Source organism: Clostridium sp. ATCC 25772 (assembly GCF_001573875.1).
Lineage (GTDB): Bacteria > Bacillota > Clostridia > Clostridiales > Clostridiaceae > Clostridium_J > Clostridium_J senegalense.
The window spans coordinates 32,211-45,886 of the sequence record NZ_LFRG01000034.1 but is presented as its reverse complement, the minus strand read 5'-3'; the positions used below and the strand labels follow the sequence as shown (position 1 = coordinate 45,886).

General features: G+C 25.8%; 14 protein-coding genes. 11 read left to right on the top strand and 3 right to left on the bottom strand.

Annotated features, from left to right (window positions below; genetic code table 11):
• Nucleotides 1-223: 223 nt before the first annotated feature.
• From AZI32_RS12345 to AZI32_RS12315, 7 genes are all read left to right on the top strand, one after another.
• The gene (locus tag AZI32_RS12345) at nucleotides 224-1,264 is read left to right on the top strand and encodes a M42 family metallopeptidase (protein ID WP_061996134.1); all 1,041 of its coding nucleotides are present in this window, start codon (nucleotides 224-226) and stop codon (nucleotides 1,262-1,264) included.
• Nucleotides 1,255-2,286: a M42 family metallopeptidase gene (locus tag AZI32_RS12340; protein WP_061996133.1), complete on the top strand. Its 1,032-nt coding sequence runs from the start codon at nucleotides 1,255-1,257 to the stop codon at nucleotides 2,284-2,286. Before AZI32_RS12345 ends, AZI32_RS12340 begins: the two co-directional genes overlap by 10 nt.
• A gap of 75 nt (nucleotides 2,287-2,361) precedes the next feature.
• The gene (locus AZI32_RS12335) at nucleotides 2,362-3,336 is read left to right on the top strand and encodes a hypothetical protein (RefSeq protein ID WP_061996132.1); all 975 of its coding nucleotides are present in this window, start codon (nucleotides 2,362-2,364) and stop codon (nucleotides 3,334-3,336) included.
• A gap of 159 nt (nucleotides 3,337-3,495) precedes the next feature.
• The gene (locus AZI32_RS12330; protein ID WP_061996131.1) at nucleotides 3,496-4,491 is read left to right on the top strand and encodes an ABC transporter substrate-binding protein; all 996 of its coding nucleotides are present in this window, start codon (nucleotides 3,496-3,498) and stop codon (nucleotides 4,489-4,491) included.
• On the top strand, nucleotides 4,466-5,230 hold the full coding sequence (locus AZI32_RS12325) for a hypothetical protein (protein ID WP_061996130.1): 765 nt from the start codon (nucleotides 4,466-4,468) through the stop codon (nucleotides 5,228-5,230). The genes AZI32_RS12330 and AZI32_RS12325 overlap by 26 nt, the downstream gene beginning before the upstream one ends.
• Nucleotides 5,215-5,892, top strand: coding sequence for an ABC transporter ATP-binding protein (locus AZI32_RS12320; RefSeq protein WP_061996129.1), 678 nt, complete (start codon nucleotides 5,215-5,217; stop codon nucleotides 5,890-5,892). The genes AZI32_RS12325 and AZI32_RS12320 overlap by 16 nt, the downstream gene beginning before the upstream one ends.
• Nucleotides 5,893-6,028: 136 nt before the next feature.
• Entirely contained in the window at nucleotides 6,029-6,343 is a 315-nt protein-coding gene (locus AZI32_RS12315) for a DUF1540 domain-containing protein (RefSeq protein WP_061996128.1), read from the top strand.
• Between the two features lie 267 nt (nucleotides 6,344-6,610).
• Here AZI32_RS12315 and AZI32_RS12310 read toward each other — a convergent pair whose 3' ends face one another.
• Nucleotides 6,611-6,784 (bottom strand): HTH domain-containing protein, encoded by a 174-nt coding sequence (locus tag AZI32_RS12310; RefSeq protein ID WP_061996127.1) that lies wholly within the window; start codon nucleotides 6,782-6,784, stop codon nucleotides 6,611-6,613.
• A gap of 353 nt (nucleotides 6,785-7,137) precedes the next feature.
• Between AZI32_RS12310 and AZI32_RS12305 the strand changes: the two genes are divergently transcribed.
• Nucleotides 7,138-7,317, top strand: coding sequence for a 4Fe-4S binding protein (locus AZI32_RS12305; RefSeq protein ID WP_061996126.1), 180 nt, complete (start codon nucleotides 7,138-7,140; stop codon nucleotides 7,315-7,317).
• A gap of 35 nt (nucleotides 7,318-7,352) precedes the next feature.
• Here the strand turns inward: AZI32_RS12305 and AZI32_RS12300 are convergent, their stop codons facing one another.
• A complete protein-coding gene (locus tag AZI32_RS12300) occupies nucleotides 7,353-8,738 on the bottom strand; it encodes a radical SAM protein (RefSeq protein WP_061996125.1) in 1,386 nt (461 codons plus the stop codon).
• 540 nt (nucleotides 8,739-9,278) lie between these two features.
• Between AZI32_RS12300 and AZI32_RS12295 the strand changes: the two genes are divergently transcribed.
• A complete protein-coding gene (locus AZI32_RS12295; RefSeq protein ID WP_061996124.1) occupies nucleotides 9,279-9,833 on the top strand; it encodes a nitroreductase family protein in 555 nt (184 codons plus the stop codon).
• A gap of 78 nt (nucleotides 9,834-9,911) precedes the next feature.
• Here AZI32_RS12295 and AZI32_RS12290 read toward each other — a convergent pair whose 3' ends face one another.
• Entirely contained in the window at nucleotides 9,912-10,709 is a 798-nt protein-coding gene (locus AZI32_RS12290) for a nitrilase-related carbon-nitrogen hydrolase (RefSeq protein WP_061996123.1), read from the bottom strand.
• Between the two features lie 814 nt (nucleotides 10,710-11,523).
• Between AZI32_RS12290 and AZI32_RS12285 the strand changes: the two genes are divergently transcribed.
• Nucleotides 11,524-12,408 carry a YihY/virulence factor BrkB family protein gene (locus tag AZI32_RS12285; protein ID WP_242865301.1) on the top strand — a complete coding sequence of 295 codons (885 nt, stop codon included), beginning with the start codon at nucleotides 11,524-11,526 and terminating at the stop codon, nucleotides 12,406-12,408.
• Between the two features lie 335 nt (nucleotides 12,409-12,743).
• Entirely contained in the window at nucleotides 12,744-13,673 is a 930-nt protein-coding gene (locus AZI32_RS12280; RefSeq protein ID WP_061996121.1) for a type I phosphomannose isomerase catalytic subunit, read from the top strand.
• Nucleotides 13,674-13,676: the final 3 nt, after the last annotated feature.

The following is a 13,676-nucleotide window of genomic DNA, read 5'->3' as shown; positions in this document are numbered from 1 at the left end:
AAAAATAAACTTTTTTCGTTAGCTTATGCTAAAAATTACCTAGTATAATTTTAATTCTGAACTTGGAACCCTATAGTTATTCCAAAGTTGTAAGTTACAAATAACTTAAAGTTTTTAATGTATATTAAAAAAATTTAATTTAAACCGTTATAGTTACATTTAAAAATAGATATTTATGGTAAAATTAATTTATTGGAATATTTAGAAAAAAGGGGGAGCAAAGATGAATGAAAAAGAACTTTTAAAAAAGTTATGTGAAAGTCATGGTCCTAGTGGAAGAGAGCATTGGTTATTTGATACTATAAAATGTGCTTTTGAAAATTATGGAGAAGTTACAAAAGATAATCTTAATAATGTAATTATAAAGAAAAAAGGTAAGGGCAAAGGAAAGATAATGTTAATGGCCCACGCTGATGAAATATTTATGGTTGTAACTAAAATAGATAAAAATGGATTTTTGCAATTTGAAGAAAATGGATTTGATCCTAAGGTTTTAGTCTCTCAAGAAGTTATCATACATGGTAAAGAAAAAATCTTAGGAATCATAGGAGTGAAACCACCACATCTATTTAATGATGAAGATAGAAAAAAAGCAATTAAAGTAGAAGATTTAAGAATAGATACAGGATATAGTGAAGAATTATTAAGAGAAAAAATAAGTGTAGGAGATTTTGTAACTATAAAAAGAAATTTTATAGAACTTTTAAATGATAATGTTTCTGGGAAAGCATTAGATGATAGAGCATGTATTGGAATACTTTATTGTTGTGCAAAGGAACTTGAAAATATAAATCATGACCTAGATGTGTATTTTGTATGTTCATCACAAGAAGAAGTAGGGCATAGAGGTGCCAAAACAGCTACTTATGGAATAAAACCAGATATAGGAATAGCTATTGATGTTGGGTTTGATAATAGTTTTTTAGGAGATGAAGATTCTAATACAGCTTTAGGAGATGGGCCAATGATATCTGTAGGACCTAATATTCACCCGAAACTTAGGAGATATACTATTGATATAGCTAAAGAATATAACATACCTTATGGGGTAGAAGTATGTCCTGGAGCTACAGGTACAGATGCTTGGGATATACAAATTTCAGCAGATGGAGTACCAACGTTACTGTTTTCATTGGCACAGAGATACATGCATACTTCAGTTGAGGTGGTAAATATAAATGATATTAAGAATGCAGGAAGGTTATTAGCTAAAGTTATAGAAAAAACAAAATATGAAGATTTGGAGGGGATTTTATGTTTCTAGCAAAGGAGCTTGAAAAAGGAGGTTTATTAGATAAGCTAACTTCTGCTCATGGGCCTACAGGTTATGAAGGTGAAGTAAGAAATATAATAAAGAAAGAAATAGAAAATTATGTAGATGATGTAAAAGTCGATAAAATGGGAAATATAGTTGCTCATAAAAAAGGTAATGGTCCTAAAATTATGATTGCAGCACATATGGACGAAGTTGGATTTATAATTACAGGATATAATAAGGATGGTACTTTAAAGTTTAGAGGCTTAGGTGGGGTAAATCAGTTAGCTATCCCATCCAAACCAGTTTTAATAGGTGAAAAAAAATTAAAAGGTGTTATAGGGGCGAAAGCTATACATCTACAAAATGCTGAAGAGAGAAAAAAGCCATTTAACTATTCAAATTGTTGTATAGATATAGGGGCAAAATCAAAAGATGAAGCAATGCAGAAAGTTGAATATGGAGAATATGCAGTCTTTGATACAGAATATGATAGCTTTGGAGAAAATCTTATAAAAGGTAAAGCTTTTGACGATAGGATAGGATGTCTAGTAATTATGGAAATATTAAAAGAAAAATATAATTGTGATTTATATGGGGTTTTTAATGTACAAGAGGAAGTAGGATCTAGAGGCGCAAATATATCTGCATTTAATGTGCAACCAGATTTGGCTATTGTTCTAGAAGGAACTATATGTGCAGATATGCCCAACATACCAGATAATAAAAAAGCAACTGAAGTTAATAAGGGACCTGCAATTTCAATAATGGACAAAAAAAGTATTTTTAGCAATGATATGGTAGATGAAATAATTAAGTGCTGTGATGAAAATAAAATTCCATATCAAAGAAGAGCTTCAATAGCAGGTGGAAATGATGCAGGTGTAATTCACACAGTGGGAAATGGAACTTCAAAAATAGCTGCAATTTCCGTACCTTGTAGATATATTCACTCTTCAATATCAGTTGCATCACAGAAGGACTATTTAAATACAGTAAAATTGTTAAATTACTATTTAAAGAAGTTTTAATATATACTGATTTACATTTAAATATTAAAGGTTTAATTCGATATAATAAAAATATATGAAATGGAGTGTATTGGTATGGATATATTATTAAATAAATTGGTAAAAGCTTTTGGAACTAGTGGACATGAAAAAAATATTAGGTTAGCAATAATAGAAGAATTAGAAAAATTACCAGTAAAATATGAAGTAGATAAAATGGATAATGTAATAGTTACCATTGGTAAAAAAAATAGTGATAAGGATATGATGATAGTTTCTCATATGGATTCAGTAGGTCTTATAGTAAATTTTATAGATGAAAAAGGACATTTATCAGTAGATCAAATAGGTAACTTTGAAGTAAAGGATTTTGTGAATAATTTAGTAGTTTTTGAAAATGGAACAGTTGGTAGAGTTTGCTGTAAAAAAGATGAGATTAAAATAGAAGATATTTATATAGATTTATTTGTAGATGAGAAAGAAGAAGCTTTGAAAAAAGTAAAAGAAGGTGATGTTGCTGTGTTATATGGTAACATAACTGAAATAGAAGATAATATAATAGGATATAATTTAAATAATAAAATAGGATGCTATTCTATGATAAAAGCGTTACAATATATATGTAAACATAACTTAGAGTTAAATAGTTTGGAGAAAAAAGTGCATTTTGTATTTTCTACTCAAAAGCAATTAGGGGGAAGAGGTGCAAGAGCAGCAGCATTTAAACTAGAACCAAATTATTGTTTAGCAATTGATAGTGAAAACACATCAGATAACTTTAAAATTGGACAAGGCATTGGTATACATGTAGTTGATAAGAATTTAATAGTTCATCATGAAATGAAAGAACTATTAGAAAATGTTTGCAAAGATGATGAAATTAAAAGTCAGTATGTTTTTAGTAAAGTAGGGACAGATGGTGGTATGATACACAAGGAATTATGTGGAATTAAAACAGGTGCAATATCATTACCTGTAAATTATAAAAATACACTTAATGAAATAATAAGTGTTAATGATATTGAACTTTTAACAAAAGTTATAATAAAAACTATAACAATCCACAACTAAAATTAATTTAAAGTTAGATTATAATTAAAAAATATGGTTAAGGTATGAAATGCAAAATTATTATTAAATAATTTGTTTTTCCACCTTAACTTTTAATTGCGGAATAAATTTTAAATTTATTTTAATACATAAAAACTTATTAAGAAAGGAACATAAGAAATGAGATTAAAAAAAATAGTTATAGCTATGGCTATAGTAGGAAGCATTTTATTAATTGGATGCGGAAATTCATCAAATAAAATATCCACTGTAGATACAAAGGAAAAAAAGGTAGTTAAGGTAGTTGTACCAGATGGATTACCTTCAATTACTATGGCAAAAATAATGAAAGAAAATCCTAACTTTGATGAAACTGTTGATGTAGAGTATTCAATAGAAAAAGGAACAGATGGATTGACATCTAAAGTTTTATCAGGAGAGGCGGATGTTGCTATTGTACCATCAAACTTAGCAGCACAGGCATATAATAAGGGATTGGGATATAAACTTGCTGCAACAGGTGGATTTGGATCTTTTTCTTTAATTGGAAATGAAGATATAAAAACTGTTGAAGATTTAAAAGGTAAAACTGTAACTACTATAGGAAAAGGGATGACACCAGATATAGTTTTAAAAGCTATATTAAAGGAAAAAGGTATAGATGCAGAAAATGATATAACTTTAAATTATTTAGGTGGAGCAACAGAATTAGCACCTACATTCTTAAGTGGAAAATGTGAAGTAGCTCAAATACCAGAACCAATGTTAACAAAAGTTTTATCTCAAAAGACAACTTCTAATATAATTATAGATTTAAATGAAGAGTGGAAAACAACTTTTAAAACAGACAATGGTTATCCGCAAAGCAGCTTAATAGTTAAAGAAAATCTCATAAATGATAAAGGTGACTTTGTTAATAAATTTATAAAGGGATATAAAGAAAGTATAGAATTTGCAAATAATAACACTGATACATTAGGAAACTACTGTGAGGAACTTGGAATATCAGTAGATAAAACTATTCTAAAAGATGCTATACAAAGATCAAATTTAAGATTTGTAGAAGCTAAAGATTCTAAAAAAGATTATGAAAAATATTATGAAATACTAATGGAATCTAACAGTAAAGTTATTGGCGGTAAAATTCCAGATGAAAAAATATATTATGAAGAATAAAAAATTAGTAGCATTAGGAGCAATGTTTTTCCTAATGCTATGGTTTTTATTATATAAAGTTATAGATAATAAATTATTGTTGCCTTCACCATTTGAAGTATTTATAGAAGTAAAGTATATAATTACAGAGAAAACTTTTATACATGTAATTTTAGGAACTCTAAAAAGGTCATTTTGGTCATTTTTTATAGCATTAAGTTTTGCTATTGTTTTATCTATTTTTTCAATTTTAAACCAAGTTATATATAATTTTTTAATACCTTTGATAGAGCTTTTTAAAGCTATACCTACAATGACAATAGTGATTTTAGCATTGGTATGGTTAAACAATGACAAGGCTCCAATTCTTATGGGTGCTTTAGCAGTTTTCCCAATACTATATGAAGGACTATTAAAAAATATTATTAGTACTGATAAAAAGATAATACATATGTTAGATGTGTATAATGTACAAAAGATAGATGTTGTTAGGTATGTATACATACCTAAAATTTTTGAAGGGTTAGGTAAGATATTTTCATCGACTTTAGGATTAACTTTTAAAATCGTTGTAGGTGGAGAAATTTTAGCAGCCCCAAATAACTCAATAGGTAGTGAAATACAGTTGCAAAAGGTGTATTTAAATACAACCGGTGTCTTTGCATGGATAGTAATTATTGTAATTTTAACAATAATAGTGGACTGTATAATAAGCTCATTTAGAAAATTTAGAGGTAAGAAATCATGGATGAAATTTTAGTTGAAAAGATTAATAAAAGTTTTGGAGAGTTGAAAATTTTAAAAGATATATCAATGAAGTGTGAAAAAGAAAAAGTTACTTGTATATTAGGCCCATCAGGATGTGGAAAAAGTACTTTGTTAAATATAATAACTAAAAATATAAAGGATTATGAAGGCGATGTAAGTGGATATAAAAAAGATGATGTTTCCTTTGTTTTTCAAGAAGATAGGCTATTAGAATGGTTAAATATATATGATAATTTAAAACTAGTATTTAAATCAAAATATAAAGGCATAGAATTAAAAAATAAAATTTTGGAATCATTGAATAGTGTAGGAATGGAAAAATATAAAGAATTTTATCCTAAAGAGTTAAGTGGAGGAATGAGACAAAGAATTAGTATAATACGAGCTTTCTTTTATGGAGGAGGGCTTTTAATTATGGATGAACCATTTAAATCTTTAGATATAAAAAATAAAAGAGTCTTAATAGAGGATTTTAAAACTTTAAGAAATAAAAATAAAAATACAGTTATATTTGTAACTCATGATATAGAAGAAGCTATTGAATTATCTGACAAAATATATGTACTTTCAGATAAACCAACAAAAGTTAAAAAAGAATTTATAAATGTAAATATTAATATTTATAATGAATTAAAAGATATATTAATAAATTAAAAATCATTTTAAGTAAGTGTATAAAAATTAACTCGTTAACTTATAATATTTATAAGAATTAGTGGTTAGTTGAGAATATATGAATTACCATTAATCATTAATAAAAGACTTAGAAAATATTATAGGAGGGATTTTTATGACTAAATTAAGTTGTTCAGCTTCAAATTGTGCAAACAATAATAAAAAATATTGCTGTATAAGTTCAATAGATGTTACAGGAAATAGTGCAGTAAATTCAGAGGAAACTTGTTGTAGTAGTTTTAGAGAAAAAAATGATACATTTACTAACTGTACTACAGAGCCTAATCCAAGTGTCAATATAGCATGTAAAGCTGAAAATTGTATCCACAATAGTGATAAAAAATGTTATGCTGAAAGTATACATATAGCAGGACAATCTGCATATAATGATGTAGAAACTGAATGCTCAACTTTTAGTTGCGGATATTAATTAAAATAGAATAGTGAGAAGTTGTAAACAAATTGATAATTTAAGTTCTTTTAATATATATAATTTAGGTAATATATTTACAATTATAGAATACAAATATATAATATTTATATAACTTAAAAATATGTTATCTTTGTATGTATATATTATATAATTAAAAAATAATATTTATAGAAGTATAGTTATATTTGGTTTTATGCAAACAACACTCTCTTAATAGAGAGTGTTTTTTTAGTTTAATTTAATACTATATTATAAATTTAACTATTATTTAGCAGAATAATAACATCTCTTAGGAGATTCTATTTTCTCATCTGTTTTCAATTTTTTTATTGCTTTATCTATATCTTTTTTATCTACATTTAGTTTTTCTGCAATTTCTCCAGCCTTCATAGCGCCGTTTTCCTTTAATGTTTCTAAAATTTTATCTAAAATATCCATTCTAATACCTCCAAACAATAATGATTATTATATAATACGAATTATAACATAAATAAATAATAATACAATAGCCAATATAGACAAATTTAAGAAATAGGATGTAATATAAGTGTATAGAGTTCCAGATTAAATTTTAAACTTATAAATTTATCAAATGATAAAATTTAAGATTAACATCATACTAATAGTTGACAGCTTATTTTAGTTAAGAGTTGTGAGACTTTACTAAACTTTTAACTAACTATAGTTATATTGATTTTTTCTTAATTGATAACAAAAAATTGATGTATAACTTTAAATAGAAGCTTGTTTGTCTATAAAAGTATTAGATTCTAGTTTTAAGGGGGATAGTTATGGAAGGAAAGATACAGATAGAAGATAAAAAATGTGTTTTATGTGGAAAATGTGCAGCTGTATGTAATGTAAATGCAATCACAAGAGAAGGAAAGAGAATGATTTATGATGAAGAGAAGTGCGTAAGCTGTGGTAGATGCGTAAAAGCGTGTGGTTTCTTAGCTATAAGCTATTGTTAAATAAAAAAGCAAAAGGGGGATACCCCTTTTGCTTTTTAGCCTTTAGACATATCATAGTTACCTTTACTATTAAACTCTTTTTCAAAAGCTTCATCTGCGTAAGGTTTAAAGTTAGCAGCTAATTTATCAATTTTATCAATAAACTCTTTATCCTTAATCATAATTTCGGCACTAGGATGCGTAGGCTTTGCTCCAGTAAATTTTACTATTTCTCTTATCTGAGCTGGATTGTCTACCATAGGACAAGGAAGTAGTAAGTTTTTATTGTAAGGATGTCTTTTTCTAAGTTCCTTAAAGTAATCACATTTTAATGCTTCAAGCAAAGGTTTGTTTTTTACATTTTCTGTTGCAAAGTGAGAGAATATACATGGTTCAAGATCCTCTTTAGAATTAATATGACAATAATATTTTCCAGCTATGCAACCACCAACATAAGGTGCATCATTAAAAAAGTCTATAGGGAAAAGTTTCATTTCTTTTCTTATTTCACGAGTTCTTTTTCCTAGTGTCAGTCTCTCAGTTGGAGAAAGCATATAGTTAATATCTTGAACAGGATTATCACCTACAGGCATAAACATAAAATACCAAAGCATTCTAGCACCTTTTTCATATAACATATCAATAAATTGGTTTGAAATAACTGTATTAATGTTATTATTTCCAGTAGCTACTGAAGCTCCAAAAGGAACACCTTTTTCATTTAATAAGTCCATTCCTTTCATAACAGAGTTAAAAATGCCATCACCGCGTCTTGTATCCGTTTCTTTTTTAAATCCTTCCACAGAAAGCATAGGCATGACATTACCTAAAGATTGAAGTTTATCTACTAAAGGCTCATCGAATAACGTACCATTAGTAAAAGGCATAAAGTATATGTCATTATATTTTTTATAAATATCTAACATGTATTCATTGAAAAAAGGTTCTCCACCTAAAACTATAATATAATAAATTCCTAAATCGCGTGCTTCCTTAACTAGTCTGTCTACTTCCTCATACGGAATATCATCTTTTTTACAGTAATTTGCGGCATAACAACCAGTACAATGAAGATTACATCTCATGGATGGACTTATAAGTAAGGTAAATGGAATTTTTATATCATTATCTGTTCCTATTTTTTCTCTTTTGCTAACCCCATACCATAGAGCATTTCCAAGCATATTTTTAAAGAATTTTTTCAAACAATTTTTATCTGTATTTTTTAATATATTTTTGACGTATTCTTGGATATTTGGAGAATTCGAATATTGAACATAAACATCTTCTACTATTTTGAGGCTATACTCATCTTTAATTGATTTTCTAAGTAGTGAAAATATTCTTTCAACATTAGATTCTGGATTTTTATCTAAAAGTTCTAATACTGTAGAAATTATTCTTTCTTTTGTTTTTTTTTCGAAATTATCTTTAAAATTCATAACTATACCCCCTATGAATAAAAAAGTGAATAAATATGTTTAATTTAAGAATATAACTAATAATATGCAACACACATATAAAAAATTAGTATTTTAGGAACACAAAATAAAAAATATTTTTTGTAATCCTATGACTAGGTTCTATATGTAATTAATTTAAGGTTAAATTATAGAGACTTATTGATAATTACGAAAAATATATTAAGTTGGCTAATTTAATTTTCATAATATATTATTTTATAAAAAATATATTAAATAATTTACATATATATTACTGAGAAATTAAAATTTAATATTAAATAAAATTTTTTTACATTTATATGGGATTCTAACCTAGAATTTAAATTTATACTTTAATTAAATAAAAAACTATTATCTTTATATTATACTACAAATATAGTAGTTATAATGTTAATATAATAAATATAATTAAGTTTATTAAGCATATTTAATTTAATTATAGATTAAATTTTTTGTATAGGGCTTATATAAATTTTTTATAAACATAATTTTAATATTTATAAATTTTGGAGGGAAAATATGACTAATAATGAAACTTTAAAGGCTATAAAAAATAGAAGGAGCATAAGAAAATTTAAAGAAAATCAAATAACTAAAGAAGAATTAAATGCAATAATACAATCAGCGATATATGCACCTACAGGTCATAATGACCAACCATGGCATTTTACAGTAATACAAAATAAAGAGGTTTTAAATAAAATTAGTGAAGTAGCTAATGAGTCTATGAAAAATTCAGAAATAGGATGGATTTCAAAATTAGGATCTAAAAATAGACCTCTTTTTTATAATGCACCTACAGTAGTAATAGTTTCTGGTAAAGAGGGTGCATATTCACCACTTACAGACTGTAGTGCAGCTATACAAAATATGCTTATAGCAGCAGAAAGCTTAAATATAGGTTCATTATGGAATGGATTAGTTTCATACTTCTTTGAAAATAAAGAAGAAGCTAAAATTTTAAATTTAAAAGAAGGTTATAAACCATATTATGCGGTAGCACTAGGTTATAAGGATTGTGAACAACCAGTAGCACCAGAAAGAAATGAAGACGTATTTACTTATATATTATAGTAAATGTAAGTTTGACATAAAATTAAATAAGTTTTAGATAAAGTTAAGTTCTCTAATTTTGAATTAGAGAACTTAACTTTAATATAATAAATTATTATATTTATTATACAAATTGTATTTTTTATCAGTTTTTAAAGGGAAATTTTTTTGGTGATTTAAAACTAAATTCTTATCTATGTCTGCTACTAATAAAAGTTCGGAGTTCTCAATAGAAATAATTTCTTTTCCAAAAGGATCAATTATACAAGAAGAACCATTATAATTTAAGAAAGGGTCAGCTCCAGTTCTATTTATACCAGCTATATAACACTGATTTTCTATTGCACGAGCTCTAAGAAGTAATTTGAAATCATCAATTCTGTCTATGGGCCAATTAGAAGCTACCGTTATTAAATCAGCTTTTCTAGAGGCAATTTGAAATATTTCTGGAAATCTTAAATCATAACATATAAAGGTTGAAAAAGTAATATCTTTAATAGAGCTGAAAACTATAGATGAACCAGAAATAAAATATTTATCTTCATTAGAAAATGAAAATGGATGTATCTTAGTGTAATTAGAAATAATATTATTTTTATAAACTACTATATATTTATTTTTACCTAATAAAGTATTTTCATGAAAGCATTTTTTTATATAGCCAAAACCAATGGCTATATCATATTCATTTGATATTAATTTGATTTTATCTATAGTAAAGTCGTCATCTTCACCTAATTTTTCTACATTAAATGAGAAACCAGTAAAGGACATTTCAGGAAAAAGAATTAAATCAACATTTTTATTTTTTGCTTCTAATATGAATTTTTTAGCAATGTTAATATTATATATTTTATCTTCCCATTTAATATTTGTTTGAGCTAATGCTAATTTCATAATATATTTTCACCTCACAAAATACATATTTATAAAATTTTAAATAATTCACATAATTTTAATTAAATACATTTTTTACCAATGATTAAAATAATGTTATAATATTAATTATAAATATTATAGTCCACATATACTTTAAAAATTACATTGAAGATTATATATTAAAAATTTAAATTAAAGTATGTTATAGGGAAACAAGCTTCAATTTAAATTTATTCACTAACTTTAAAATATTTTTATATAAAATGTAGTGTTGAATTCTAAGTAATTCGGAGCATGTCTCACTATTTTAGGTATCCAAGTTTTGGAATGGATAATTTTAAAAGTCAACTTGGAACCCTATATAAGGAAACAAGCTTCAATTTAAATTTATTCATGAAATTTTTGTTATCAGTTGAGAAAAATAAGTACAAATATAGTTAGTTGAGAATTATGAATTATGAATTAAGAATTTAGGATGAAAGTGGGAAGCACTTTCTGAAAATGATTTAAAAAAATCTATCAATTATAATTTGCTTTGCAAATTTATAAAAAGATATGTTGAAAATTACTAGTAACGAAGTGATTAGTAATAACCATAACTGTTAACTATTCACTCTTAACTCTTAACTAAAATAATCTGTTAGTTATTAAAAAAAATATTAATTTGAGTTTTCTCATTTGATAAATGGATAATTTTAAAAGTCAACTTGGAACCCTATATTATAAAAATGTATGTAGATGATTAAATTTAAAAAATTTGTATAAATTTTAAAGATTTTAAGCATAGTAAATACTTGATAGTATTATTGAATACATACCAAATAAAAGGACGGTGAAAAAAGAATACATGTGTATAACGGATTATATATTAAAGATGGTTGTAAAATATAAGCAACATAATATATCTGCATTAGCATCACAACTTGCTTATGATATGTTATTATCATTTTTCCCATTTTTAATATTTTTACTTACATTATTAGGTCATAGTTCTTTAGAGCCAACGGAGGTTTTGATAGCATTAAAAACAGTTATGCCAAATGAAGCATATATGCTAGTGGAAAACACTGTAAGGAGTGTTTTGCAAACTAGAAATAGCGAATTGTTATCATTTTCATTAATATTTACATTGTACACAGCTTCAAGAGGTTTTAGAGCAATAATGTATGGTTTGAATAGAGCATATGAAACGAAAGAAAAAAGAAATTATATTAATATTATTTTAATGTCTATAGTATTTATGATTGGTCTTATAGGAGTTATTATGTTTGTTTTGGCATTTTTAGTATTTGGAGAGGCAATAAGTAATGGCTTAAAAAATTGGTTAGATTTAGAATGGGCACTATTTGATTATATTAATTTAATTAGGTACCCAGTGGCATTGTCGTCAATGATATTTGTTTTTGCTGCTATGTACCGTCTTATACCAGCAAGAAAGTTGAGTTGGGGTGAGGTAGTACCAGGAGCTGTATTTACAACGGTTGGATGGTTAGTGTCAAGTTATGTATTTTCTTTTTATGTAAATAATTTTAGTAATTATTCATCGGTATATGGAACAATAGGAGTTATAATAGTTTTAATGTTATGGCTATATATTACATCTATAATAATCTTATTAGGGGGAGAGTTAAATGCAATATTGCGCCATGAAAAAGAATTAAAGTGCGGATTCTATAGTGACAAGAATAAAAGAATAAAAAAAATTAAATATTATTAAATATTATAAGTAATATACAGAAGAGACTATCAAACTTATGTGCATTGATGTGCATTTCATAAGATTTGATAGTCTTTTTTTTATATTTAAATATAAAAAATAGATATTACTCATAAATATATAATATATGGGATTTAAAATATAGGGATTCAAATTAATGTTCTAAGCTATTATTGTTATAAAAATTAGAGATTTTTAAGGCAAATAAAAAGTATATATGGTTAATGGTTTCAATTAAAATAAAAAAATTGATGTATAAATTTAAATGAGAATTTGTTTCCCTATATAATATTTTAAATATTAAATTCTTATAGTGATGGTTTGAGGAGGAGTATATGTATCCATTGAAATTTTTCCCTATATATTTTAATAAAATTTGGGGTGGAAGAGATATTGAAAGTATAAAAAAAGATGCTCCAGAAGGTAACATTGGTGAGTCTTGGGAATTGTCCTGTCATCCTAATGGTGAAAGTATAATAAGCAATGGAAAATATAAAGGAATAAAATTAAAAGAACTAATAAAAGAAAATAAAAAAAATATAATAGGTAAAGATATATCAGAAGATAAATTTCCCATATTAATCAAATTTATTACTGCTAATGATAATCTTTCTATTCAAGTTCATCCAGATGATGTATATGCTGAAAATTTTGAAAATGACAATGGAAAGTCAGAAGCATGGTATATATTAAAAGTTAAAAATAATGGAAAAATAATTACAGGCTTAAATGATGTTGAAAAACATGATATTAAAGAAAAAATAGTTAATGGAAAATTAGAAAGTCACTTAAACTATACACAACCTAAGGAAAATGAGCTTTATTATATAGAGGCAGGTTTAATACATGGAATAGGTAAAGGAATAACCCTTCTTGAAATACAAGAAAGTAGTGACTTAACTTATAGGGTGTATGACTATAATAGAGGTAGAGAACTACACATAAATAAAGCTACTAAAGTAATAAATGAAAAATTAAAATGTGAAAAGATTATTCCTAAGAAAAAAATAATTAAAAATAATATTTGTTATGAATTTGGCGATTTTAAATCTTTTTCTATAAAAAGGTATGATATAAACAAGAACTTACTAAAAACAAGTAATAAAGATGGATTTAATGTATATATATGTGTTAGTGGCAAGGGAGTAATAACTTATATGGAGGGTACAGAAACTATAAATTTAGGTGAATTAGTAATGATTCCATCTTCTTTAGGTGAATATTGTATAATAGGAAACTTAAGCCTTATAGAAGTTAGTGTATGATGA

What these genes read in the sequence shown, in the direction of transcription:
- AZI32_RS12315 (WP_061996128.1), top strand. Translation starts at nt 6,029, where the DNA reads ATGACTAAATTAAGTTGTTCAGCTTCAAATTGTGCAAACAATAATAAA.
- AZI32_RS12300 (WP_061996125.1), bottom strand. Translation starts at nt 8,738, where the DNA reads ATGAATTTTAAAGATAATTTCGAAAAAAAAACAAAAGAAAGAATAATT.
- AZI32_RS12290 (WP_061996123.1), bottom strand. Translation starts at nt 10,709, where the DNA reads ATGAAATTAGCATTAGCTCAAACAAATATTAAATGGGAAGATAAAATA.
- AZI32_RS12335 (WP_061996132.1), top strand. Translation starts at nt 2,362, where the DNA reads ATGGATATATTATTAAATAAATTGGTAAAAGCTTTTGGAACTAGTGGA.
- AZI32_RS12280 (WP_061996121.1), top strand. Translation starts at nt 12,744, where the DNA reads ATGTATCCATTGAAATTTTTCCCTATATATTTTAATAAAATTTGGGGT.
- AZI32_RS12325 (WP_061996130.1), top strand. Translation starts at nt 4,466, where the DNA reads ATGAAAAAATATATTATGAAGAATAAAAAATTAGTAGCATTAGGAGCA.
- AZI32_RS12340 (WP_061996133.1), top strand. Translation starts at nt 1,255, where the DNA reads ATGTTTCTAGCAAAGGAGCTTGAAAAAGGAGGTTTATTAGATAAGCTA.
- AZI32_RS12320 (WP_061996129.1), top strand. Translation starts at nt 5,215, where the DNA reads ATGGATGAAATTTTAGTTGAAAAGATTAATAAAAGTTTTGGAGAGTTG.
- AZI32_RS12345 (WP_061996134.1), top strand. Translation starts at nt 224, where the DNA reads ATGAATGAAAAAGAACTTTTAAAAAAGTTATGTGAAAGTCATGGTCCT.
- AZI32_RS12330 (WP_061996131.1), top strand. Translation starts at nt 3,496, where the DNA reads ATGAGATTAAAAAAAATAGTTATAGCTATGGCTATAGTAGGAAGCATT.
- AZI32_RS12310 (WP_061996127.1), bottom strand. Translation starts at nt 6,784, where the DNA reads ATGGATATTTTAGATAAAATTTTAGAAACATTAAAGGAAAACGGCGCT.
- AZI32_RS12295 (WP_061996124.1), top strand. Translation starts at nt 9,279, where the DNA reads ATGACTAATAATGAAACTTTAAAGGCTATAAAAAATAGAAGGAGCATA.
- AZI32_RS12305 (WP_061996126.1), top strand. Translation starts at nt 7,138, where the DNA reads ATGGAAGGAAAGATACAGATAGAAGATAAAAAATGTGTTTTATGTGGA.